Source organism: Amycolatopsis sp. NPDC004368, assembly GCF_053602515.1.
On sequence record NZ_JBSGDT010000026.1, the window covers coordinates 76437 to 98822 of the forward strand.

Genomic DNA, 22386 nt, shown 5'->3' on the forward strand with positions numbered 1-22386 from the left:
AACCGGCCCCTAGCCCGGGAAGCGCAGGTCGACGCGCGAACCGGCCGACGGCGCCCACCGGCTCGTGACGACCTTGCGCCGCGTGAAGAACCGGATGCCGTCCTCGCCGTACTGGCCCGAGTCGCCGAAGAGCGAGTGCTTCCAGCCGCCGAACGGGAAGTACGGCACCGGCACGGGAATCGGCACGTTGAGCCCGACCATGCCGGCCTGCACGGTGTGCTGGAACTGCCGCGCGGCCACGCCGTCGCGGGTGTAGAGGGACACGCCGTTGCCGTACTCGCTGCCGTTGATCAGCGCGATCGCCTCCTCCAGGCTGTCCACGCGCAGCATCGACAGCACCGGGCCGAAGATCTCGTCGGTGTACACGGTCATCTCCGGGCGCACGTGGTCGAGCAGCGTCGGCGCGAGGAAGAACCCGTTCTCCCGACCGGGGACCCGCACCTCGCGGCCGTCGACGACGAGGTCCGCGCCCGCGTCGGCGCCGGCCTGCACGTAGCCGCTCACCCGGCGCAGGTGGTCGGCGGTCACGAGCGGGCCCATGTCGGTGCCCTCGTCGTGACCGTCCGCGGTGGACAGCCGGGCGATCCGCTCGACGAGCCGCTCGCGCAGCGCGTCGCCGACCCCGCCCACGGCCACCGCGACCGAGATCGCCATGCACCGCTCCCCTGCCGAGCCGTAGGCGGCGGACACCAGCGCGTCGGCGGCCGCGTCGAGGTCGGCGTCGGGCAGCACCACGAGGTGGTTCTTGGCGCCACCCAGCGCCTGCACCCGCTTGCCGTGCTTGGCCGCGGTCTCGTACACGTGCCGGGCCACCGGCGTCGACCCGACGAAGCTCACCGCGGCGACGTCGGGGTGAGCCAGCAGCGCGTCCACAGCCGGGGCACCGCCGTGCACGACGTTCAACACTCCAGCGGGCAGCCCGGCCTCCAGCGCCAGCTCCGCCAGCCGGTTGGCGGCCGACGGGTCCTTCTCACTCGGCTTGAGCACGAAGGCGTTGCCGCACGCGAGGGCGATCGGCGCCATCCACATCGGCACCATCACAGGAAAGTTGAACGGCGTGATGCCGGCGACGACACCGAGCGGCTGGCGGATCGAGTACGTGTCGACCCCGCGTGAGACGTTCTCGCTGAAGTCGCCCTTGAGCAGGTGCGGGATTCCGGCGGCGAACTTGGCGACGTCCAGGCCCGCGTTGACCTCCGCGCGGGCGTCGGCGAGCGTCTTGCCGTGTTCCCCGGTCACCAGCGCGGCCAGTTCGTCGCGCGAGCGCTCGACGAGCCGGATGAGCTCCAGCAGCACCTGCTGGCGCCCGCCGAGCGACTCCTCCGCCCACGCGGCCTGCGCGTCGAGCGCCACCTTCACGGCCTCGTCCACGGCCACGGCGCCGCCGAGCGCGACCCGGCCCGACACACTGCCCCGGGCGGGGTCGTGCACGTCGGCCCACGCGGGCGGCTCGCCCTCGGCGTAGGTACCACCGACGAAGTGCTGGATGGCGTTCACGAGTGTCCTTTCGCGACAGTCGAGCCGAGGTCCGGGAGGGCCGGGACGGGCGGGGTGTCGGGTGGTTCGGGCCAGCTCTCGCCGGCGGCTTCGTCGAGCGCCCGCACCACGCGTTCGGGCGTGATCGGCTCGTGCCACACGCGGGCGCCGAGCGGGGCGAGCGCGTCGTTGACCGCGTTGTGCACGGCCGCGGGCGCACCGGCGGCCCCGGCTTCACCGGCGCCCTTGACGCCCAGCATCGTGATGGGACTGGGGGTCTCGAGGTGGGTGATGCGCACGTCGGGCAGCTCCGGGCCGGTCGGCATCAGGTAGTCGAGCAGCGTGGAGGTGAGCAGCTGACCGTTCTCGTCGTAGTGCAGCCGCTCGTACAGCGCGCCGCCGATGCCCTGCGCGATGCCGCCGCGGATCTGCCCGTCCACGATCTCCGGGTTGATCAGCACCCCGCAGTCCTCCACGCACGCGTAGTCGACGAGGTGCACGAGACCGCTGTCCGGCTCGATCTCGACGACCGCGGCGTGGGCACCGTTGTTGAACGTGACGTTGGGGCCGCTGTACTCCCCCACCACCGACAGGCCGATGCGCAGCTCGGGGGGCAGCCGGTGCGTGCGGAAGTGCGCGACCTCCGCGAGCTCAGAAACTCCCAAGTGGACGTTCGGCGCGCCCGCGACCTGCACCACGCCGTTGCCGATCTCGAGATCGGCCGGATCGACCTCCAGCAGGTGCCCGGCGATCGCGAGCAACCGTTCCTTCACCTCACGGGCGGCCGAGGCCGCCGCGCCGCTGCTGACCACGGCCGAGCGGCTGGCCCACACGCCCGTGCCGTGCGGCACCACGGCCGTGTCGCCGCTGACCACGCTGATCCGGTCGAACGGCACCCCGAGGTGGTCGGCCACCACCTGCGCGGCGGTCGTCTGCAGGCCCTGGCCCTGGCCGGGCGTGCCGAGCAGCACGGTGACCGAACCGTCGGCCTCCATCCGGACCTCGACCTGATCGTGCGCGGTGATGGGAGCACCGCGTTTGCCGTAGAACATCACGCCGGGCGCGGTGACCTCGACGAAACAGGCGAGCCCGACGCCGAACAGCCGCCCGCGTTCGCGCGCTTCGGCCCTGCGGCGCTCCAGATCGGGCAGCATCGCGAGCAGCTTCTCGAGCGACTCCTGGTGCGAGCCACTGTCGTAGACCTGGCCGGTCACCGACGTGTAGGGCAGCTCCTCGGGCGCGATCAGGTTGCGGCGGCGCAGCTCGGCCGGATCGAGTCCGAGGCGGCGCGCGGTCTCGTCGAGCAGCGTCTCCATCGCGAGGATCGCGACCGGGTGCCCGACCCCGCGGTACACCGCCAGCGGCGCCTTGTTCGTGATCGCAACCCGCAGGTGTCCACTGTAGACCGGGATCCGGTACGGGCCCGGCATGATCGTCGCAACCTGGATGCCTTCGGTGACCATGCTGCGCGGGTAGACCGAGTAAGCGCCGCCGTCGCTCACGACCTCCGAGCGCAGGCCCAGGATCCGTCCGTCGGCCGCGACCGCCAGCGCGGCGGAGACCCGCTCGTCACGCGCCTGCGTGTCGGACTGCAGTGACTCCACGCGGTCCTGGATCCACTTGACCGGGCGGCGCAGCAGGATGCTGGCCGCGCACGTGGCGACCTCGTCGGAGTACACGTGGGCCTTCATGCCGAACGCGCCGCCGACCTCGTCGGTGATCACGCGGATGTTGCTCTCGCGCAGGCCCAGCAGCTCGGCGAACACCGACTGCAGCATGTGCGGCGCCTGTGTGGACAGCCGCACGGTGAGCGCCTTCGCCGACGGGTCGTACTCCGCGACCACCCCGCGCCCCTCCAGTGCGACGGCCGTGTGCCTCGCCGTGCTGATCGAGGTCTCCACGACCACCGCGGCCTGGGCGAAGGCCGCCTCGACGTCGCCGGTGCCGAACGTGCCCTCGAAGGCGAGGTTCGACGCGAGCTCCTCGTGCACCTTCGCCGCGGAACCGTCGAGCGCGGCGATCGAGTCGACGACCGGGTCGAGCTCCTCGAAGTCGAGCGTGATCAGCTCGAGCGCGTCCTCGGCGACCGCGCGGCTCTCGGCCACGACCATCACCACGGGTTCGCCGACGTAGTGCATCTTGCCGGTCGCCAGGGGGCGCTGGTCGCCGCCGACGAGACCCGGCCAGTCGAGCAGGCCCTTCCACGAGCGGCACATCGGGTTGAAGTCCTCGGCGGTGAACACCGCGGCCACCCCCGGCGCACCCTTCGCGGCCTCGGTGTCGATCGCCGTGATGCGTGCGTGGGCGACGGGCGCGCGGACGAACGCGGCGTGCAGACAGCGGGCCGGGGTCACGTCGTCGGCGTAGCGGCCGCGGCCCAGCAGGATCTTCGGGTCCTCCACGCGCTTGACGCGCCGGCCCACCCAGCCCTCGGTGATGCTCACGCGCGCGCCTCCCGCACCTGCTCGGCGTATTCGGCCACGGCGTCGATGATCGGCGCGTACCCCGTGCAGCGGCAGAGGTTCCCGGACAGCCGCTCGCGGATCTCGTCGCGGGTGAGATCCGGGTTCTCCTCGATCGCGGTGACGGCCGCCATGAGGAAGCCCGGGGTGCAGAAGCCGCACTGCAACGCCTGGTGTTCCCAGAACTTCTGCTGCAGCGGGTGCAGCACGTCCTCGGTGCCCGCCGTCTCACCGAGACCCTCGACTGTGTCCACTGTGGACCCGTGAGCCTGCACGGCGAGGGTGAGGCAGCTGCGCACGGCCGCGCCGTCGAGGCGGACGGTGCAGGCGCCGCACACGCCGTGCTCGCAGCCGAGGTGCGTGCCCGTGAGGCCGAGGTCGTGGCGCAGGAAATCGGCGAGCGTGGTGCGCGGGGTGGTGCGGGCCGACTCGGGTTTCCCGTTTACGGTCAGGGAAACCTGCGTGGTCTCATGGGCGTCAAGCACGGGCTTTCTCCACTTCGGACCGGCTGCGGGCGGCGGCTTCGGCGAGCGAGACGGCGACCAGCCGGGTGCCCGCGCGGCGGCGGTAGGTCACGGAGCCGTGCAGGTCACCGAGCACGTCGATGTCGTCGAACGCGTGCGCCGCGGCTTCGGCGAGTACGGCGTCTTCGAGGACCTCACCGGTGAGGATGCCTTCGGCCGCGGTGGCGCGGCGCGGGGTGCCGGCGATGCCGAAGAGGGCGATGCGCGCGTCGGTGCAGCGCCGGTCGGTGTCGGTGTCGATGACGCAGATCACGCCGACGAGGGCGAAGTCGCCGCTGCGGCGGGTGATCTCGCGGATCGACCAGCCGGCGGTTTCAGGAAGCAGGGGCAGTTCGGCGCCGGCGAGGATTTCGCCTTCGTCGAGTGCGGTCGAGTAGGGGCCGTCGAAGAAGTCGTGGGCCGCGATCCGCCGTCGCCGTGGGGCTCCGGCCACGCGCACGGCGCCGTCGAGGGCGAGCAGGAGCGCGGGGAGTTCGGCGGCCGGGTCGGCGTGGGCGAGTGAGCCGCAGACGGTGCCTCGGTTGCGGATCTCGGGGTGTCCGACCTGGGCGAGCGTCTCGGCGACCAGCGGGTGCCGTTGGCGTGTCCCGGGATCGGTCTCGAGCGCGCGGGTGGTGACGGCGGCGGAGACGACGAGGCCGTCGGAGTCGCGGAAAGCGTGGCCCTGGAGGTCTTTCGCCGTGGTGATGTCGACGAGGACCGTCGGGTTCGCCATGCGCAGGGCCATGACCGGGAGGAGGCTTTGGCCGCCGCCGAGGATCCGGGCGTCGGGGCCGTGTTCGGTCAGTGCGGACACCGCGTCGTCCAGCGTTTCGGCTCGGTGGTAGCCGAAAGCAGGCAGTTTCACCCGACTCGTCCCCTTTGTCGTTCCGGTGTTCGAAATGCTGAACGCTGTTCGAGTTCCAGAACGATGGTTGTGGAGCGCCGGGGTGGCTGTCAAGTCGAGCCGACGGGGAGGCGGTAGACGCGTTCGGCGGTGCCGGAGAAGAGGGCGGTGCGTTCGGAAGGGGTGAGGTGGGCGGTGAGGAGGTCGGTGGCGGCGAAGGTTTCGGCGTAGGTGCCGGCGAGGAGGGAGACGGGCCAGTCGGAGCCGTACATGAGGCGGTGGGGGCCGAAGGTGGCCAGGGCTGTGTCGATGTAGGGGCGGAGGTCGGAGAGTGTCCATTGTGGGCGGGCGGTGGTGGTGAGGCCGGAGAGTTTGGCTACGACGTTGGGTTCTCGGGCGAGGTTTTTGAGGCTTTTGGCCCATTGTTTGTGGTCGTTGTTCGAAATTTTGGGGTTGCCCAGGTGGTCGAGGATGAAGGTCAGTTCGGGGATGGCGCGGATGGTTTGCAGGGCCTGGGGGAATTGGTGGGAGTGGATGAGGAGGTCGAAGGTGAGGCCGGCTCGGGCGATGGTGTGGAGGCTGCGGTGGATCGAGGGGCGGAGGAGCCAGGTGGGGCCTGGTTCGGAGTGGCGTAGGCCGAGGAGGTTGGTGTGGGTTGAGGGGGCTGGGGCGAGGAGGGCGTTCGCGGTGCAGGAGCGCGGCCAGCGCGCCTTCGAACGCGCTGTACGCCGTGATCGCGTCGATCGCGTACGTCCCCGCGGGCAACGGTGGGTCGGCGGCGCGCCCGACGCTGTACATCGCGCCGCTCATCGCCTGAAGCAACAGGTCCTGCCCCGGCCGTAACGCATACGGCCCGGTCTCGCCGTAGCCCGAGATCGACACGTACACGATGCCCGGGTTGAGCTCGTGCACCGTCTCGTAGTCCAGCCCGAGCCGCTGCGCCACGCCCGGACGGTAGTTCTGCAGCACGACGTCCGCGGTCTTGATCAGGTCGTGCACGGCCTCGCGGCCGGCCGGCGCCTTGAGGTCCACCGCGAGGCTGCGCTTGTTGCGGTTGAGCGAGAGGAACGACGGGTTCACCGCCACCCCGGGCGCCCCGCCCGCCGGGGCGTGGCGCTGCCACTCGCCGCCCGGCGGCTCGACCTTCACCACGTCGGCACCGAGGTCGCCCAGCCGCATCGCGGCCAGCGGCCCGGCCATCGCGATCGACACGTCGACCACGCGGTATCCGTCCAGTACTCCCATCGTCACTCCCTTGTGAACCGCGGTTCGCGGCGCTGCGCGAAGGCCGCCCGGCCTTCCGCGGCGTCCGCTGTGGACAGACACGCCGTCTGCAGGTCGCGCTCGTAGCGGATGGCCTGCTCGAGCGGCATCGAGTACGCCGCCCGCAGGTTCGCCTTGGCGGTCTGCGCGGCGATCGGAGCGCGCGCCGCGATCCGCTCGGCCAGGGCCAACGTCCGCTGCAGCAGATCCGCCGGCTCCACGACCTCGCTGACCAGCCCCCAGGCAAGCGCTTGCGCCGCGTCGATCGGGTCGCCGGTCAGCAGCATGGTGGCCGCGTTGCCCGGCCCGATGCTGTGGGCGAGCAACGCCGTCTGGCCGCTGCCGCCGATCCAGCCGAGCTTGATCTCCGGCGCGGCGAAGGTCGCCGTCGTCGCGGCGAGGCGGATGTCGCACGCCAGCGCCAGTTCCAGGCCGCCGCCGAAGGCGAACCCGTTGACCGCGGCGAGCACCGGTGTGCGCAGCGCCCGGATCGTGTCGCCGTAGTCGTCGCGGTTGCGGAAGTCCCACGGGGTCGCGTAGCGGTCGATCTCGCCGACGTCGCTGCCCGCGCAGAACGCCCGGTCACCCGCACCGGTGAGCACGATCGCGCGCACGTGCGGGTCGGCGTCGAGCGCCGCCGCGTGGGCGCGCAGGGCCGTCGCCATCTCCGGCGTGATCGCGTTGCGCTTCGCCGGCCGGCTCAGCGTCAGCACCGCGACCCGCCCGCTCCGCGCACAGTCCACTTCGGACGAAAGACTTGCGTCCGTGCCGTTGTCCCGCCTAGGTTCCTGCTCATCCCGAGAACGGGGTTCCCCACTAGGATCGAGGTCGGCCTTGCTCATCGTTCGTTTCCTTTCCCCGGGCGCCACCCGCCCGGCCGTCGGTGTCCGCAGCGCGGACACCGTCATCGAGCTGCCGGTGGAATCCATCGGCGAGCTGCTCGCCGCTTCGCTGCACGAGCTGCGGGACGTGTGCGCCGGCGCGTCCGGGCTGACGCACGACGCCGCCGGTCTCCGGTTCCTGCCGCCGGTCGACCGCCGCACGGAGGTCTGGGCGGCCGGCGTGACCTACCAGCGTTCCCGCGAGGCGCGGATCACCGAGAGCGAGTCCGCCGCCGACGTCTACGACCTCGTCTACGATGCTCCGCGCCCGGAGCTGTTCTTCAAATCCGCCGCCTGGCGCGTGACCGGCGACGGTGAGTCCGTGGCCATCCGCACCGACTCCGACATCGACGTGCCGGAACCGGAGCTGGGACTCGTCGTCAACGCGCGAGCCGAGGTCGTCGGCTACACCGTGGTCAACGACATGAGCTCCCGCAGCATCGAGGGCGTCAACCCGCTCTACCTCCCCCAGGCCAAGATCTACCTGGGTGGCTGCGCCGTCGGCCCCGGTATCCGCCCGGCCTGGGAGGTCGCCGACGCGCGTAACCTCCCGATCGAACTGGAGATCCACCGCGCCGGCGAGCTCGCCTGGTCCGGCGAGACCAGCACCTCACTGCTGCGCCGCACGTTCAGCGAACTGGTCGAGCACCTGTTCCGCGCCGACGTGTTCCCCGACGGCGCCGTGCTCGCCACCGGCACGGCGCTGGTGCCGGACCTGCCTTTCACCCTCGCCGCCGGCGACCGGGTCGCGATCACCGTCGGCGAGGTCGGCACGCTCACGAGCACCGTGGTGTCCGGGAAGGAAGAAGTGGCGAAAGTCCTGCAGAACCGCTGAACCACTGAACCGCGGGGGCCGGGTGCGAGCCCGGCCCCCGTCGGCTCACTTCGTGGGCGACACCGTGGCCGGCGGCCGCGGGTACGGGAACGCCGCGGTCACGCCGATCTTGTCGTACTGCATGCGCGACGCGTCGAACCCGGTGGCCCAGTTGGCGTTGGTCACCGTGTTGCAGTCGTAGCTCTGGTACTTGTCGTCGGTGACCTTGCCGACCTCGATGTCGGTGAAGGAGAACCCGCACCCACCCGCGTCCATGTGCACGCCGCGGGTGCCGCTGTCGGGCATCGACGCGTCGGGGATGACGTCGCCGATCACCACCTGGGACACGTAGTTGTCCAGCGTGTGCGGCTCGAAGTTGTCGACCCCGTAGGTGTAGAACGCACCCATGTCACCGCTGTCGAGCCCGGCTTCCTGCAGCATCTCCACCTGGCGGTCGTACTGCGGGTACTGGTGCACGTCACCCGAGTCGCCGTCGTTGATCCAGCCGTTGCGGTACCACTCGACGTAGTCGGAGTACTGCACGCCGACCCCGTCGAAGGTGATGTCGTGGGCGCGGTGCTCCGGCGAGCTGCCGGCCACGTCGAGCACGGTCTGCACGGTCGGGCGGATCACCGAGCTGTTCGTCGGCTGCGCGCCGTTCTTCGGCCAGTAGTAGACCTCGCCGTTCTTGTAGTCCACGTAGAACTCGCCGGGCTGGTCGAGGAAGCTCAGCGAGTTCTGCAGGAAGTACCGTGACCCGCCGCCGCTGTTGTGCAGCGCGTAGCGCGTGTTGTACTTCATCGTCAGCTGGTTCTTGGTGAAGTTCACGTCGAGGATCGGCACGGTGTCGGTGAACCAGCTCCAGCTGCCGCCCGACCAGATCGTGAGCGAGGCCTGCGAGAGGTCCCAGCTCGGGTTCCAGTCGCCGTGCTCGCCGATCCCGGCCCCGACGCGCACTTCGACTACCTCCCCGTGCCGCCGGAGGTGCGGGCGAAGGTCGGCGCGCTCGCCGCGGCCTGCGCCGGCCACGGCGTCGCCCTGCCTGCGGCCGCGCTGCAGTTCCCGTTGCTGCACAAGGCAGTCAGCTCGCTGGTGCTCGGCGCGCGGACACCGGCCGAGGTCGAGCAGAACGCCCGCCACCTCACCACGCCGATCCCCGACGAGCTCTGGTCCGAACTCGACGCACTCGCCGCCAGTTGGTGATCTTTTCCCGCCGGTGCCGAAAGTGCCCCGGGGAACGGCCCGAACGTCCCCGCGTGGGCAACACCGGTGCGTTCGCTCGATACCGTGGAAAAGTGAGTACTGACAACGAGATCATCGACGGCGCGAAGACCGAGCGGGTCGTGCGGGGGGTCGCGCTGACGGAGTACGCGGCCTCGGGTGAGCGCAAGCCCCACCCCGTGGTGTTCGTGCACGGCGGCTGCCACGGATCCTGGCAGTGGGCCGGCTGGCAGAGCTGGTTCGCCGAACACGGGCGGGATTCGGCCGCCATCGACTGGTACTCCCACGGGCGGTCGCGGCAGCTGCCGGGCGAGGAGTGGCTGGGCCGGGAAATCCTGGAGGTGGAAGAGGAGATCGACGTCGCCGTGACCGAAGCCGACGGCACACCGATCCTCGTCGGCCACAGCATGGGCGGGCTGGCGGCGCTGCACTACGCCGCGACGACCCGGCGCGACTTCGCAGCCGTGGTGCTGCTGGCGCCGGTGGTGCCGGCACAGCACGCGACCGTGGTGATCGAACTGCCGGTGGACCCGGCGGCGCCGTGGGGACCGCCGGACCCGGAGACGGCGCGGACGCTGTTCTACTCCGGCGTCGACGACGAAACCGCCGCCGCCCTCTACCCGCGGCTGCAGCCGGAGTCGCCGGCCGCGGTGTGGCAGGCGACGCGGTGGACGGCCGAGGTGGACGTCTCCGCCGTGCGCGCCCCCGTGCTGGTGGTGGCGGCTGAAAAGGACCTGCTGACGCCGGCGGACTACGTCCTCGCGCTGGGCGAAGAGCTGGGCGCGGAGCGGATCCTGCTGCCCGACGTGGGCCACGGCGTCACGCTCGACCCCGGGTGGCCGCAGCTCGCCGAGCGGATCGAGACCTGGCTCGCCGAAGTGCTGTGAGGCGCGTGCCGGCCGCTCCGCGCGTTCGACGGCCGGTCCGAAGTGGACACTGCGGACGAACAGGACGGCCGGGTGCCACCCGCGGCCAGGATCCGCTTCATCAGCTCGGCGCGGGTGCGGACATCCGTCTTCGCGAACATCGATGGTCGGCGGTGACGGGCCGTGGCTCGCCCGCACACATGTGATCCACGGTGAGTGGCTGCGACGTGCCCAACCGGCGCGGCGCCGCCGAGCTGCGCGGCCGGATCGGCGCGGAAACCTTCGCCGCCCGAACTGCGAGAGTGTCGGACCCGGCGAAGTTTCTGGTGCGAGATCGGGTACGGCTCTGGCAGAGTGGATCATGAACCGACGAGAGGGGCTGGCCCGGATGAGCGTCCACCGCCGCACCATGACCCGCTGGTGGCGCGTGAAACCGGTTGGCGGGTCCGCGCGACGCAAGCGCACGGCCCCGTTCGTGCTCGGCCTCCGGCGCACGTCGCCGGCGTGGTCGACCCGGCTCGACGAAGTGCTCGAGTTCAACGCCAGCCGCTGAGCCGCCGCCCGGGGGGATCGACTCCCGCGCGCCCGACCGGGGAGGGGCGGGCGCGCGGGCCCGGGCTCAGCACTTGTCGGCGTAGAGGGTGACGACGGTGCCCGCGCCGACCTCGGCGCCGGGCTTCGGGTCCTGCCCGGTCTGGCACCAGTCGCGGTCGAGGATCATCGCGCGGTGCTGCCCGGAGGAGTCCACTTCACGCAGGTTGTAAAGCCCCGCGGCCTGCATCGCGTCCTGCGCGGCCTGGTGGTTCATGCCGGAGACGTCGGGCACGGTGATCGACGCGGGTTTCGCGGAGGTCCGCGGCGCGGTGGTCGGCGTGTCGGAGGACGTAGTGGCCGTGGTCGACGTGCCGCCACCGGGCTGCGCGCCGCAGGCGGTGGTGAGCAGTACGAGGACCCCGGCGATCGGCAGAACGGCTTTCGCGAGCTTGTCCACAGTCGGTCGCCTTCCTCGCGGGTGATCGACCCAGCGTCACACACCCTCACCCGGCGCACCCGCCGGAATCTCGCGCAACGCGTCGAGAACCACCCGTACGGCCGCGCGCTGCGGCGAGCCCCGCCGGATCGCGGCGGTGATCGAGCGGGTGACCGGTGACGCGAGCTCGCGGGTGGTCACCCGGTACCGGGGATCGACCGCCAGCCCCGGCAGCAGCGTGATCGACAGCCCGGCCTCCACGTGCTGCAGTGCCAGCATGTAGTTGCTGAATCGGCACACCGCGCGCGGTTCGAAGCCCGACTGCCGGCACAGCCGCAGCGTCAGGTTGGCCATGTAGGACTGGGGCAGGTCCAGCGACCACGATTCGTCCGCGAATGCCGCGAGGTCGACGGCGCCGCGGCGGGTCGCGGGGTGCTCGGGCGGCACGACCAGCACGATCGGGTCGGTCGTGAGCGGCACGAGGTCCACGTCGGGGTCGAGCGGCTGCTCGACGAAGTCCGTGGTCGTGATGATGAGGTCCGCGTCGCCGACGCGCAGGGCGGGCATGCTCTCGTGCGGTTCGAGCTGCAGCACCTCGACCTGCAGGTCCGGGTGCGCCGCGGCCAGCCTCGTCACGGCCGGTACGGCCAGCGCGTGCACGGCGCTCTGGAACGCGCCCAGCCGGACGAGGCCCGCGGGTTCTTCGCCGAGGCCGCGCAGCTCGGCCTCGACCGTGTCCAGGTGGTCGAGGATCACCCGGGCCCGGCGGGCGAGGATCAGCCCGGCCGGGGTGAGGCGCACGTGGCGGCCGGTGCGTTCGAGCAGCTTCGTGCGCGTTTCGTTCTCCAGCACGGAAAGCTGCTGCGACACGCTCGACGCGCTCAGGTTCGAGGCGCTCGCCACCGCGCGGATCGTGCCGAGGGTGTCGAGCCGGCTCAGCAGGCGCAGGCGCCAGGGGTTCAGCACGCCGTCCATTGTGCGGTTTCGCCGAACAGAACGTGCGGAACTGTGAGCTGGACGTGATGCTCGGGGCCCACCTACCGTCGGGACCATGGCTGCTCCGACCACATCTGAGACCGCTGCCCCGCTGTCCACGGACCGCTTCTGGACCGACGCCGAAACCCACCTCGTGCGCTACGGCGGCGAGTTCACCCGCGAGATCGTCGAGCGCGCCGCCGGCAGCTTCCTCCACACCGCCGGCGGCCGGAAGATCCTCGACTTCACCTCCGGTCAGATGAGCGCGATCCTGGGTCATTCGCACCCCGAGATCGTCGAGACCGTGCGGCGCCAGATCGGCACGCTCGACCACTTGTTCAGCGGCATGCTGAGCCGTCCGGTCGTCGACCTGGCGCGGCGGCTGGCCGAGACCCTGCCGGCGCCGCTGGAGAAGGCGCTGTTGCTCACCACGGGCGCCGAGTCCAACGAGGCCGCGATCCGCATGGCCAAGCTCGTGACGGGCCGGCACGAGATCGTGTCGTTCGCACGGTCGTGGCACGGCATGACCGCGGCCGCCGCGGCCGCCACCTACAGCGCCGGGCGCAAGGGCTACGGCCCGGTGGCGCCCGGCAACTTCGCCATCCCCGCCCCGAACGCCTACCGCCCCGACTTCACCCACCCCGACGGCACACTCGACTGGCGGCGTCAGCTCGACTTCGCGTTCGACCTCATTGACGCCCAGTCCGTCGGCAGCCTCGCCGCGTGTCTCGTGGAGCCGATCCTCAGCTCGGGCGGCATCATCGAGCCACCGCCGGGATACTTCGCCGCGCTGCGCGACAAGTGCCGTGAGCGCGGCATGCTGCTGATCCTCGACGAGGCCCAGACCGGCCTGTGCCGCACCGGCACGTGGTACGCCTTCGAGCGCGACGGCGTGGTGCCCGACATCCTCACCGTGTCCAAGACGCTCGGCGCCGGGCTGCCGCTCGCGGCCGTGCTGACCAGCGCGGAGATCGAGCAGGAGGCGCACGAGCGCGGGTTCCTGTTCTTCACCACCCACGTGTCCGACCCGCTGGTGGCGGCCGTCGGCAACACCGTGCTCGACGTGCTGCAGCGCGACCGGCTCGACGAACGCGCCCGCACGCTCGGCGCGTTCCTCCGCCGGGGCCTCGAAGAGATCGCCGCCCGCCACGACGTCGTCGGCGACATCCGCGGCCGCGGCCTGCTGGTCGGCCTCGAACTCGTGACGGACCGCGAGACGAAGGCAAGCTCCGACGAACTGGGCACACTCGTCACGCGGCGGTGCCTGGAACTGGGGCTGCACATGAACATCGTGCAGCTCCCCGGGATGGGCGGGGTGTTCCGCATCGCGCCCCCGCTCACCGCGACGGAGGAGGAGATCAGCCTCGGATTGGCTATTTTGGACGAGTCGATCGGTGACGCGCGGAAGGGGTGAGCTACGAGCGCTTGTCGAGCACCACGAACTCGAACGTCGGGCCGGCGGTGGTCCCACCGTCGCCCGGCGGCATCGACATGAGTCCACAATGGACTGTTCGGTGTCGCCAGTGAGGAGGGCCCCTCCTCACTGACCTCAGGGCTCTTCCCGCCTCGGTGAGAAGGCGACGCCGTGAACCCGGGCCGTCGCTTCCGTCCATCGTGGATCGTCGAGGTCCGGCGGGAAGCCCAGGAGCGGGCCGATTTTCCGCCAGGCGCGGGGGTGGGCGGCGCGGTAGGCGCGCAGGACGTCGTCGAGTTCGGTGTGGGAAAGCAAGCGCGTGGTCGGCGCGCGCCAGTGGTGGCGGCCGCAGCGGATTTCGAGGGCGGGGGCGGCCGTGAGGTTGCGGTACCACTGGGGTACGCCGCCCCACGCGGCGACAACCGTCAGTTCCCGGTCGTGCCGCCGGACGACCTCGACGATCGTCTCACGGCGTGCGCCGGAGCGGCGGCCGCGGTGGGCGAGGTAAAGGAGGCGGTGGCCGAACAGGCGGCCCAACCCCCAGCGGTACAACGGAATCGGCGCCCGCAGGAACCACCGCAGCAGGCCGGTGGGTGGACGATCGGTGATCGGCATGCGCACCTCCCCGGGTGCGTATCACCATAGCCGCTCCACTTCGGTCGGAAAAACTCCGGAACCGGTGAACCGCACGAGATCCGGCAGCCGTGTCCTCGTCGAGTCGCTCGGACGGACCGGGCACGAAGGACAACGGGGAGTTCTCATGTTCCGCAAGCAGGCGATGTTCCTGGCCGCGTTCGTGGCAGCCGGTGCCGCGGTGCTGTCGGCGTGTGGTGCCGGCAACGACGGCGCGGCGACGGCGCCCACCGGGGCCGACAACCTGCGTGGAGCCGCGCCCGCGTCGGCCGCCACGGTGACCGCGACCAGCGCGATCTTGTTCGACGACGCCGCGTTCTCGGACAACGGTGCGTCGCAAGGGATTTCCGGCAAGGGGTGCCAGCCGGTGGCGCGGCCGAAGGTCACGTCGTCGCTGCGGACGACCGGCACGCTCAAGCTGTGGAGCGGCGAGAACTGCACCGGCAAGTCGGTCTCGGTGACCGGTAACGTGAGCAACCTGGCGAAGTTCCGGTTCGACAACAAGGTCGTGTCGGTGAAGCTGGCCGGCAACGACAACTCCGGCAACGACAACACCGGAACCGGCAACAACGGCGGCGTCAACAACGGCGGGAGCAAGGGCGGCACCGGCAACGGCGGCGACGACGTCACGCTGACCTCCACCTTCGCCCTCCTCGACAGCGGCAAGAACTTCTCCGAGCCCGACGGCTCCCAGGTCGCCGCCGACAAGGGCTGCAACGACGTGCAGAACCCCGAACTCGTCCGCTCCATCGACGCCGACGGCACCTACAAGATCTGGACCGGCGCCGGTTGCACCGGCAAGTCGCTGCTGGTCAAGGGCGACGCGCCCGACCTCGAGAAGCTCGGCTTCGACCGCCAGGTCGCCTCGATCAAGCTCGCCGGCTGATCACCGTCACGAACCACCAGAAAGATCCCGGGTCACTCCGGGATCTCTCTCGTTTCACGGCTGACGGCTCAGCCCAGCACCGCGTCGTATTGCGCGCGGTCGAACCGGAACGGCCCCAGCCCCGTGTACCTCTCGAAGAACACCGCGGGGTCGTAGTCGGTCTGCCGGCCGAAGTCGCGCCAGACGACCTCGTCGGCGGTGCGCTCGATCACGGCCGTCACCGCGCCGCAACCGAGGTCTCCGCACTCCGGGCAGACGTAGAGCGGCACGCGGCCGTCGGGAAACGGCGGCAGGGTGAAGCCGGCGTCGGCGATGACGTCGTCGCCGAGGGCGCGCAGGCGTTCGCCCAGCGGCGCGCCGTCGACGGCGAAGTCGAGGTACTCACGGCGCGTCCGGCCGCCGCCCGTGGCGAATACCTCACCCGGCCGAACAGCGGGCACCAGACGGATGACGTTCACACCTCCAGGTAACCACACCGTGAAAGCGGGTTTACGCGTTCGCCGAGCGTTCACACCGCGATCATCCCCGGGAGGGCGCGCGTTCGGCCCGGGTCGGAACTGTCGGGTGGCCCTGTTCCCCGATCTCAGGACGGATTCCGTGACCGATTCACGCGTTCGCCGCCTGCGCCGCCCCCTCGTCGCCCTCGCCGGACCGGTGCTGGCGCTCGAAGTGCTCACCGCGCCCGCCGCCGGTGCCGCCCCCGCCGACGACATCCGCATCAACGAGGTGGTGACGACCGGCGACGTCAACGACTCGATCGAGCTCTACAACAAGGGCACCTCGACCGTCGACGTCTCGGGCTGGATCCTCAAGGACGACGACAACGGCTCGAAGTACAAGATCGCGTCCGGCACCACGCTGGCGCCCGGCGCGTTCCGCGCGTTCGACGTGCACTCCTCGTTCGGCCTCGGCTCCGACGACGAAGCACGCCTCTACCTCGCCAACGGCAGCACGCTCGTCGACAGCTTCAGCTGGAACGACCACTCAGACCCGTCGTGGTCGCGCTGCCCCGACGGCACGGGGTCGTTCCGCCAGGCCTCCACGCTCACGCTGGGCGCCCCGAACGCGTGCGGCGGCTCCGGCCAGAGCACCTCGCCGGTCGCGTGGCCGGGCAGCGGCTCGGTGTCGACGGCCGACGCATCGAACGTCTTCGGCGAGGACCTTTCCGGTCTGTACCAGGAAGGCGGCGTGCTCTGGGCCGCGCAGAACTCGGGCGAGCTCTGGCGGCTCGTGTCCAACGGCTCGGGCGGCTGGAAGCCGGACACCGCGTCCGGTTGGGCGTCGGGCAAGAAACTGCACTTCCCGAACGGCTCCGGCACCCCCGACGACGAGGGTGTCACGGTCACCGGCGCGGGCTCGTCGGCCGGCGTGTTCGTGGCCACCGAGCGCGACGACGACACGTCCGGCACCAGCCGCCTTTCGGTGCTGCGCTACGACGTCGGCGGCACCGCGACCACGCTCACCGCGGCGAAGGAGTGGAACCTGACGTCGGACCTGCCGTCCGTCGACTCCAACTCGGGCTTCGAGGGCGTCACCTGGGTCCCCGACTCGGCGTTGACCGCCGCCGGCTTCAGGGACTCCTCCACGGGCGCGGCCTACTCCCCCAGCCACTACGGCTCCCACACCGGCGGCGTGTTCTTCGTCGGCGTCGAGGGCACCGGCATGATCCACGGCTACGTCCTGCAGGACTCCGGGGCGTTCACCCAGGTGGCCTCCTTCAGCAGCGGCATGGCCGGCGTGATGGAACTCCAGTGGGACCCCCAGGGCTCCCGCCTGTGGGCCGTCTGCGACGACACGTGCGACGGGCAGCACCGCACGTTCCAGGTGACCTCCGGCGCCTTCACCACGGCCGCGGTCTACAACCGTCCGAGCGGGATGTCGAACTACAACAACGAGGGCTTCTCCGTGGCCCCCGCGAGCGAGTGCTCGGGCGGCTCGAAGCCGGTGTACTGGTCCGACGACAGCAACGACGGTGGGCACGCGTTGCGGAAGGGCAGCATCAACTGCTGACCTGAGCGGCGGCTGTGGTCCTGGATCGGGGCCACAGCCGTTTCAGCCCGGCTTGCGAGCCGCGAGTCGTTCTACCGTACCGAGTTTCCGCCGTTCGGCTCGCGTGATCTCGAAGCCGGCCGCGGTCACCAGGGGCAGGGGGCGGCGGGTCTGGTAGTCGCCGAGGGTGCGGAGGGTGAAGCGTTCCAAGACGCCCTGGGCCCAGCGCAGCGGGCGGTGGTGGCTGCCCACGTGGTCGAGCAGCAGCAGCGCGCCGCCGGGGCGCAGGACGCGGTGCATCTCGGCGATGGCGGCGCGGTCGTCGGGGAAGCCGCACAGGCCGAGGGTGCAGACGACGGTGTCGAACGACGCGTCGGGGAACGGCAGCGCTTCGGCGCTGCCCTCACGCAGCGTCACGGACCGGCCCAGAGCGTCCGCGCGTTGCTGCGCCAGCCGCAGCATGGCGGGGCTGAGGTCGAGGCCGGTGAGCCGGATGTCGGGCGGGTAGTGGCCCAGGTTGAGCCCCGTGCCGACCGCGACCTCCAGCACCTCGCCGCCCGCCTGGGCGCACACCCACTCGCGGCCGCCGCCGAACTGCAGGCGCTCCAGCGGGCGCATGGCGCGGTCGTACCGCGGGGCGTACTTGTCCCACTGGGTGCGGAGCCAGGCCGGGTCACTCACGGAACGTCGGGAAGGACGCGGGTGCACCGGCGATCAGCAATCTACGCATACCGCCGACTCTGCCCGATCCGGGCACCGCACACCACCGACGACAGCGCCAACCCACCCTCTGTTTGGGATACTCCTCATCTGCCCAGCGAAGGGAGACGGCTGGTGACGCACGCACACGACGTCACGGCGCGGCGGTGGCTGCAGCCGGAAACCGGGGTCGGCCACGGTAGTGACCAGGGGTTCTTCGCAACCCGAAGCGACCTCGTCGCGGTGGCGCGGCGGGCCGTGAACCAGCTGCGCGGCCAGGTGGTGCAGTACCTCGACGTCGCGGACGGGGTGGTGCGGCGAGTCGTCGTGGACGTGACCGACGGGGACGAGCGCCTGGCGCGCCTGGACGTGGTCGACACCACCGCGCCGTTCGGGCTGACGGTGCGGGAGCTGCAGGTCGCGACGGGGGTCGCGGGTGGGCTGGGCAACCAGGAGATCGCGCAGGCGCTGGACTGCGCGCGCAGGACCGTCGCGACGCACCTCGAGCACATCTTCACCAAGACCGGCACCCAGTCGCGGGCGGGGGTGGCGACGTTGGTGGCCGAGCACGACGCGTATGCGGCCCCACTGCCGAAAGGCGAGCTGGTGCTCCCGGCGGCCGTGCGAACGCTGCTCACGAGCCGCCCGAAAGCCACCGGCGGCAAGCCCCGGCCCACCAAGCCCCGTCCGGCGCTCATCGGGGCGGTGTACGCGGCGGCGGCCGGGCCGGAGGTCGTGGCGATGCGGCGCGGCGACAAGCTGGCGGTGGCCGAGCTCAACGCGCGCGGGGGCGTCGCGGGGCGGCAGGTGGCGCACCTCGCGCTCGGGGCGACGCCCGAGGGGCTGCTCGACGCCGTGAACGAGCTCACCCAGCGCGGGGTGGACGCCGTGGTGCTGGGCAACTTCCCGCTCAAGCACGCGCGCCAGGCCATCGCGACGGCGGCCGCGGCCGGGGCGCCCGTGCTGCACAGCATGACGGGCCCCGCGTTGTCCGACGACGTGCACGCCGACCCGCGCGGGCTCGGCGCCGTGTTCCAGGTCTGTTCCACCGAGGCCGCGTACGTGCCGGGCCTTCTGCGCACGCTCCCGCCAAGAGGGCGCAAGAGGCGGCTGGCCGTGGTGGCCCGCGAAAGCACGTTCGACGCGGCGATCCCCGAGCAGATCGCGCGCCACGCCGAGGAAGCCGGCTGGGAGCTGGTGTTCGCCGAAGCGGTGCCCGACCGCACGCGCGACTTCGGCGCCGTCGTGCGGCAGCTCGACCAGACCAGGCCTGACGCCGTTTCCCTGTCGAGCTTCCCCGAGCCGACGCTGCGCGCGTTCCTCACCGCCGCCGAGCCGCTGCGCGAACGCACGCTCGTGCACGTCGCCTGGTCACCGGCCGCCCCCGGCTTCACCGACCGCTTCCGCTCGCTCAGCGACGGGCTGCTGTGGTCCACGGTCATCGGCCACGTCGGCAGCCCCGCGTGCCACGCGTTCGAGCAGCGCTACCGCGCGGCCTACGGCGGCGAGCCCGGCCTCGGCGCCGCGGCGGTGCACTTCGACATGGTCAACGTGCTTGCCCAGGTGTGGAGCCAGGTCAGCCGCCCGTGGGACTTCGCCGCGGTGCGCAAACAGCTGCGCTCGGTCGCGTCATTCGGCGTCACGGGCGCGCACCAGTTCCTCGGCCGCGGGCAGCGCGGCCTTTCCTACCCCGACGACACCGGCGACCCGACGCTCGGCCACCCGCATCTGGTCTACCGCATCGAGGGCGGCACCCACCGCCGTCTGGCGCCGGCGCTGCTCAGCTGAGCCACGAGTCAACTCAACCACGAAGGCGCCGTCACCGACCCGATGCCGTCGCCGCCGTCCACGGGCAGCGACCGCCCGTTGACCCACGACGCATCCTCGCTCAGCAGCCACGCGACCGCGGCGGCGATCTCGTCCGGCCGCCCCAGCCGCCCGCTCACGCTCGCCGCCTCGACACCCTCGACGTACGAGCGCGGCACCGGGTTCACCCGCGAACCCACGTCGATGAACCCGGGCGCGACGGCGTTGCAGCGGATGCCGTCCCGCCCGTGTTCCAGCGCGAACGCCCGCACCAGCGCGTTCAGGGCCGCCTTCGACGCCGCGTACACGGCCGTACCCGGTCGTGCGCGCGTGGCCGCGCCGCTGCTGACGAACACCATCGCGCCCGGCCGCCCGTCCGCCAGGCAGCTCCGCACGAACTGCGCCCCCGCGGCGAACGCCGAGCGCGTGTTCACCGTCAGAACCCGGTCGAACAGCGCCTCGTCGCCGTTCGCCACAGGTGCCGCCGGATAGAGCCCGGCGGCGTGCACGAGCCCGTCGAACCCGCCGTGCTCCTCGTGCAACCGCGCCACGGCGGAAGCCACGACGTCGCGCTCCGCCAGGTCAAGCTCGGGCAGGTCCGCGCCGACGACCGCCCAGCCGTCGGCGGTCAGCCGCGTGGCCACGGCTCGCCCGAGCCCACCACGGGAACCCAGCAGCAGCACGGATTTCCGTATAGGAGCAGGCACGGTCACCGTCCTTCGAGGACCGGCCGGAACCGCCGCGCCACGTCGATGCAGCGTTCGAACTCCACGCCCAGCCCACGACAGCCGAGCACGAACTGCTCCAGCGCCGCCATCCGCGCACCCCGGCCGACGACCTGCGGGTGCAGCGTCACGGTGGTCACGCCGCCGGGCACAATCTCGGTCATGTACCGCACATCGCGCAGGAACCGGTCGAACATCGCGTCGGCGTCCTGCAGCCCCGGCATCACCCCCTGGGGCAGGCGCAGGTACTCCAGGTGCGGGTAGTCGTCGAGCGTCCACGACACGGGCAGTTCCACGATCGCCGACTCCGCCCCGAACCGGTACGGACCGTCGGCGGCGCAGACATCACCCGAGCGTGCGAAGTACGGCTCGAAATCCGTGCCCATCAGCGAAGAGTCGTACTCGACGCCCAGCTCGCCCAGGATCTCGATCGTGTTGTCGGTGAAGTCCCAGCTGGGCGTGCGGTGCCCGGCCGGCGGCGCGCCCGTGAGCTTCTCGATCAACGCGGCCGAGCGCCGGTTCACCGCCAGCTCGGCGTTCCGATCCAAAGTGGACACGGGTTCGTGCGCGTACCCGTGCAGCGCGATCTCGTGCCCGGCCGCGGTGATCGCCTCGCACTGCGCCGGATACGTCTCCAGCGTGTGACCGGGGATGAAAAACGTGGCCGGCACGGTGTGGCGGCCCAGCAGGTCGAGGATCCGGCCGATGGCGTACGCGCCGAACTCGCCGCGCGACACCGGCCCGGGCGTCACCTGGCCGCGCGCGATCCACAGCGAGATGGCGTCGAAGTCGAAGGTCAGACACACGGTCGGCGTCATGCGACGGCGGCCTCCTCGGGCTCGAACTCGGTGCGGGGAACGGGATTTCCGTCGAAGAGCCGGTCGAGGTCCCACCGCGTGTAGGCGTGGCGGCTCGGCGGACCGGGCGCGATCCACAGCACCCGGTCGGTGAGGTCCATGACCAGCGAGTACACGGTGCAGAAGTGCTCCGCCGCGGGCACGTCCGGATCCGGGTGGCGGCAGATGCCGTCGGGGAACGACCACTCGTCGCGCAGCGTCGCGACGATGTCGGCCACGCGCACGCGCCGCTCCTCCAGCGCGGGCTCCAGCAGGTGCCGGGCGCGCGCGGGCCGCAGCTGCGTCAACGCGCTCGTGGCGGCTTTCTTGTCCTGCAATGGAAGTGGCGCCTGGAAGTGGTTCGAGTGCGTGATCAGTCCCTGCTCCGGCAGCAAGGTCCCGAAGACGCCGGGCGCGAGCTCGAAGTCGATCGACTCGCCGCCCGCGTCGGCGAGCAGCACGTTGCCCGACGAGATGCGCTCGACCGGCAGCAACCGCTTGTGCGCCACCGACATCGTGCGCGACTGCAACGCCCCGCGCAGCAGGTAGTGGTACGGCACCCCGCGGCCACCGCGGTCGAGGTCGGAGATCAGCAGGTTCGCGCACACCCCCAGGCCCGCCGAGTTCAGGCCGCTCTTGGCGAGCATGCCCGCCTCGGTCAGCGACAGCACCGAGAACCCGGACTCGTCGCGCGTGGCCAGCAGGAACGTGACCTCGGCCTGTTCCGGGTGCCAGTCCCAGTTCTGGGCGAGCAGCGTGTGCCCGTCGGCCGTGTAGCGCGGCAGCACGGACACCGACGTGCAGCCCTCGTCACGGTAACCGGTGCCGTAGAGCATCTCGGTGCGCGCGTTGAGGGCGGCCAGGCGGTGCGCCGGGTGCCCGGAGCCCTCGGCCATGCCGTGCAGCATCGCGGCGATCTCGGGCACGTAGGACTCGGCGACGTCGAGGTACACGTGGCCCCAACGGTCGATGTCGGCGTCGGACAGTCCGGCGTCGTCGTGGAAGCGGCCGACGTAGGTGGCGAGGCTGCGCTCGATGAGCTCGGCCGTCACCGCGCCCAGCTGCTCCCCCATCTGCCGGTAGCTGCCCTGCACCACGATCAGGCGCGGCTCGGTCATGT

Annotated in this window: 23 protein-coding genes and 2 pseudogenes; 9 read left to right on the forward strand and 16 right to left on the reverse strand. The window is 71.4% G+C overall.

What is annotated here, in order from left to right; translation table 11 throughout:
* Positions 1–9 precede the first annotated feature (9 nt).
* From ACWEOE_RS29940 to ACWEOE_RS29960, 5 genes and pseudogenes are all read right to left on the reverse strand, one after another.
* Complete coding sequence (locus tag ACWEOE_RS29940; protein ID WP_452014972.1) at positions 10–1497, reverse strand: CoA-acylating methylmalonate-semialdehyde dehydrogenase; 1488 nt, start codon at positions 1495–1497, stop codon at positions 10–12.
* The gene (locus tag ACWEOE_RS29945) at positions 1494–3920 is read right to left on the reverse strand and encodes a xanthine dehydrogenase family protein molybdopterin-binding subunit (RefSeq protein ID WP_452014974.1); all 2427 of its coding nucleotides are present in this window, start codon (positions 3918–3920) and stop codon (positions 1494–1496) included. The genes ACWEOE_RS29940 and ACWEOE_RS29945 overlap by 4 nt, the downstream gene beginning before the upstream one ends.
* Complete coding sequence (locus ACWEOE_RS29950) at positions 3917–4423, reverse strand: (2Fe-2S)-binding protein (protein WP_452014976.1); 507 nt, start codon at positions 4421–4423, stop codon at positions 3917–3919. Before ACWEOE_RS29950 ends, ACWEOE_RS29945 begins: the two co-directional genes overlap by 4 nt.
* On the reverse strand, positions 4416–5309 hold the full coding sequence (locus ACWEOE_RS29955; protein WP_452015038.1) for an FAD binding domain-containing protein: 894 nt from the start codon (positions 5307–5309) through the stop codon (positions 4416–4418). Before ACWEOE_RS29955 ends, ACWEOE_RS29950 begins: the two co-directional genes overlap by 8 nt.
* Before the next feature lie 89 nt (positions 5310–5398).
* Positions 5399–5896, reverse strand: a pseudogene (locus ACWEOE_RS29960) (amidohydrolase family protein); the annotation flags it as partial.
* A 47-nt stretch (positions 5897–5943) separates the two neighbouring features.
* Here ACWEOE_RS29960 and ACWEOE_RS29965 point away from each other — a divergent pair.
* A complete protein-coding gene (locus ACWEOE_RS29965) occupies positions 5944–6105 on the forward strand; it encodes a hypothetical protein (protein ID WP_452015042.1) in 162 nt (53 codons plus the stop codon).
* On the opposite strand, the pseudogene ACWEOE_RS29970 reads toward ACWEOE_RS29965, so the two are convergent.
* Positions 6027–6533, reverse strand: a pseudogene (locus tag ACWEOE_RS29970) (CaiB/BaiF CoA transferase family protein); the annotation flags it as partial. The gene ACWEOE_RS29965 and the pseudogene ACWEOE_RS29970 sit on opposite strands and share 79 nt — an antisense overlap.
* A gap of 2 nt (positions 6534–6535) precedes the next feature.
* Positions 6536–7264 (reverse strand): enoyl-CoA hydratase/isomerase family protein, encoded by a 729-nt coding sequence (locus ACWEOE_RS29975; protein WP_452014978.1) that lies wholly within the window; start codon positions 7262–7264, stop codon positions 6536–6538.
* Positions 7265–7385: 121 nt separating this feature from the next.
* Between ACWEOE_RS29975 and ACWEOE_RS29980 the strand changes: the two genes are divergently transcribed.
* Entirely contained in the window at positions 7386–8267 is an 882-nt protein-coding gene (locus ACWEOE_RS29980; protein ID WP_452014980.1) for a fumarylacetoacetate hydrolase family protein, read from the forward strand.
* Between the two features lie 45 nt (positions 8268–8312).
* On the opposite strand, the gene ACWEOE_RS29985 is transcribed toward ACWEOE_RS29980, so the two are convergent.
* The gene (locus ACWEOE_RS29985; RefSeq protein ID WP_452014982.1) at positions 8313–9203 is read right to left on the reverse strand and encodes a hypothetical protein; all 891 of its coding nucleotides are present in this window, start codon (positions 9201–9203) and stop codon (positions 8313–8315) included.
* On the opposite strand from ACWEOE_RS29985, the gene ACWEOE_RS29990 reads away from it, so the two are divergent.
* The 3 genes from ACWEOE_RS29990 to ACWEOE_RS30000 all read left to right on the forward strand — a co-directional run bounded on the left by ACWEOE_RS29990 (position 9174) and on the right by ACWEOE_RS30000 (position 10886).
* Complete coding sequence (locus ACWEOE_RS29990) at positions 9174–9449, forward strand: aldo/keto reductase (protein WP_452014984.1); 276 nt, start codon at positions 9174–9176, stop codon at positions 9447–9449. The genes ACWEOE_RS29985 and ACWEOE_RS29990 overlap by 30 nt on opposite strands.
* A 92-nt stretch (positions 9450–9541) precedes the next feature.
* The gene (locus ACWEOE_RS29995; RefSeq protein WP_452014986.1) at positions 9542–10354 is read left to right on the forward strand and encodes an alpha/beta hydrolase; all 813 of its coding nucleotides are present in this window, start codon (positions 9542–9544) and stop codon (positions 10352–10354) included.
* Between the two features lie 340 nt (positions 10355–10694).
* On the forward strand, positions 10695–10886 hold the full coding sequence (locus ACWEOE_RS30000) for a hypothetical protein (RefSeq protein WP_452014988.1): 192 nt from the start codon (positions 10695–10697) through the stop codon (positions 10884–10886).
* A 66-nt stretch (positions 10887–10952) separates the two neighbouring features.
* Here the strand turns inward: ACWEOE_RS30000 and ACWEOE_RS30005 are convergent, their stop codons facing one another.
* A complete protein-coding gene (locus tag ACWEOE_RS30005; RefSeq protein ID WP_452014990.1) occupies positions 10953–11324 on the reverse strand; it encodes a PASTA domain-containing protein in 372 nt (123 codons plus the stop codon).
* A 36-nt stretch (positions 11325–11360) separates the two neighbouring features.
* Entirely contained in the window at positions 11361–12269 is a 909-nt protein-coding gene (locus tag ACWEOE_RS30010) for a LysR substrate-binding domain-containing protein (protein WP_452014992.1), read from the reverse strand.
* 85 nt (positions 12270–12354) lie between these two features.
* On the opposite strand from ACWEOE_RS30010, the gene ACWEOE_RS30015 reads away from it, so the two are divergent.
* Positions 12355–13692, forward strand: coding sequence for an aspartate aminotransferase family protein (locus ACWEOE_RS30015; RefSeq protein WP_452014994.1), 1338 nt, complete (start codon positions 12355–12357; stop codon positions 13690–13692).
* Positions 13693–13827: 135 nt separating this feature from the next.
* Here ACWEOE_RS30015 and ACWEOE_RS30020 read toward each other — a convergent pair whose 3' ends face one another.
* Complete coding sequence (locus tag ACWEOE_RS30020; RefSeq protein WP_452014996.1) at positions 13828–14307, reverse strand: nitroreductase family deazaflavin-dependent oxidoreductase; 480 nt, start codon at positions 14305–14307, stop codon at positions 13828–13830.
* Positions 14308–14452: 145 nt separating this feature from the next.
* Between ACWEOE_RS30020 and ACWEOE_RS30025 the strand changes: the two genes are divergently transcribed.
* Positions 14453–15211: a hypothetical protein gene (locus ACWEOE_RS30025; protein ID WP_452014998.1), complete on the forward strand. Its 759-nt coding sequence runs from the start codon at positions 14453–14455 to the stop codon at positions 15209–15211.
* A 68-nt stretch (positions 15212–15279) separates the two neighbouring features.
* Here ACWEOE_RS30025 and ACWEOE_RS30030 read toward each other — a convergent pair whose 3' ends face one another.
* A complete protein-coding gene (locus ACWEOE_RS30030; RefSeq protein WP_452015000.1) occupies positions 15280–15669 on the reverse strand; it encodes a hypothetical protein in 390 nt (129 codons plus the stop codon).
* A 139-nt stretch (positions 15670–15808) separates the two neighbouring features.
* Between ACWEOE_RS30030 and ACWEOE_RS30035 the strand changes: the two genes are divergently transcribed.
* Positions 15809–17221 carry a lamin tail domain-containing protein gene (locus tag ACWEOE_RS30035; protein ID WP_452015002.1) on the forward strand — a complete coding sequence of 471 codons (1413 nt, stop codon included), beginning with the start codon at positions 15809–15811 and terminating at the stop codon, positions 17219–17221.
* A 42-nt stretch (positions 17222–17263) separates the two neighbouring features.
* On the opposite strand, the gene ACWEOE_RS30040 is transcribed toward ACWEOE_RS30035, so the two are convergent.
* A complete protein-coding gene (locus tag ACWEOE_RS30040) occupies positions 17264–17881 on the reverse strand; it encodes a class I SAM-dependent methyltransferase (RefSeq protein WP_452015004.1) in 618 nt (205 codons plus the stop codon).
* A 153-nt stretch (positions 17882–18034) separates the two neighbouring features.
* Between ACWEOE_RS30040 and ACWEOE_RS30045 the strand changes: the two genes are divergently transcribed.
* The gene (locus ACWEOE_RS30045) at positions 18035–19687 is read left to right on the forward strand and encodes an ABC transporter substrate-binding protein (RefSeq protein WP_452015006.1); all 1653 of its coding nucleotides are present in this window, start codon (positions 18035–18037) and stop codon (positions 19685–19687) included.
* Positions 19688–19695: 8 nt separating this feature from the next.
* On the opposite strand, the gene ACWEOE_RS30050 is transcribed toward ACWEOE_RS30045, so the two are convergent.
* From ACWEOE_RS30050 to ACWEOE_RS30060, 3 genes are read right to left on the reverse strand one after another with little or no spacing between them, the layout of a single operon-like run.
* The gene (locus ACWEOE_RS30050) at positions 19696–20412 is read right to left on the reverse strand and encodes an SDR family NAD(P)-dependent oxidoreductase (RefSeq protein WP_452015008.1); all 717 of its coding nucleotides are present in this window, start codon (positions 20410–20412) and stop codon (positions 19696–19698) included.
* Between the two features lie 2 nt (positions 20413–20414).
* Positions 20415–21248 carry a polysaccharide deacetylase family protein gene (locus ACWEOE_RS30055; protein WP_452015010.1) on the reverse strand — a complete coding sequence of 278 codons (834 nt, stop codon included), beginning with the start codon at positions 21246–21248 and terminating at the stop codon, positions 20415–20417.
* A complete protein-coding gene (locus ACWEOE_RS30060; protein WP_452015012.1) occupies positions 21245–22384 on the reverse strand; it encodes a C45 family autoproteolytic acyltransferase/hydolase in 1140 nt (379 codons plus the stop codon). The genes ACWEOE_RS30055 and ACWEOE_RS30060 overlap by 4 nt, the downstream gene beginning before the upstream one ends.
* Positions 22385–22386: the final 2 nt, after the last annotated feature.

Bases quoted from the DNA above. Each gene is read 5' to 3' on its own strand.
- ACWEOE_RS30000 (WP_452014988.1), top strand. From the start codon at position 10,695: ATGAACCGACGAGAGGGGCTGGCCCGGATGAGCGTCCACCGCCGCACC.
- ACWEOE_RS30015 (WP_452014994.1), top strand. From the start codon at position 12,355: ATGGCTGCTCCGACCACATCTGAGACCGCTGCCCCGCTGTCCACGGAC.
- ACWEOE_RS30020 (WP_452014996.1), bottom strand. From the start codon at position 14,307: ATGCCGATCACCGATCGTCCACCCACCGGCCTGCTGCGGTGGTTCCTG.
- ACWEOE_RS30025 (WP_452014998.1), top strand. From the start codon at position 14,453: ATGTTCCGCAAGCAGGCGATGTTCCTGGCCGCGTTCGTGGCAGCCGGT.
- ACWEOE_RS30055 (WP_452015010.1), bottom strand. From the start codon at position 21,248: ATGACGCCGACCGTGTGTCTGACCTTCGACTTCGACGCCATCTCGCTG.
- ACWEOE_RS30060 (WP_452015012.1), bottom strand. From the start codon at position 22,384: ATGACCGAGCCGCGCCTGATCGTGGTGCAGGGCAGCTACCGGCAGATG.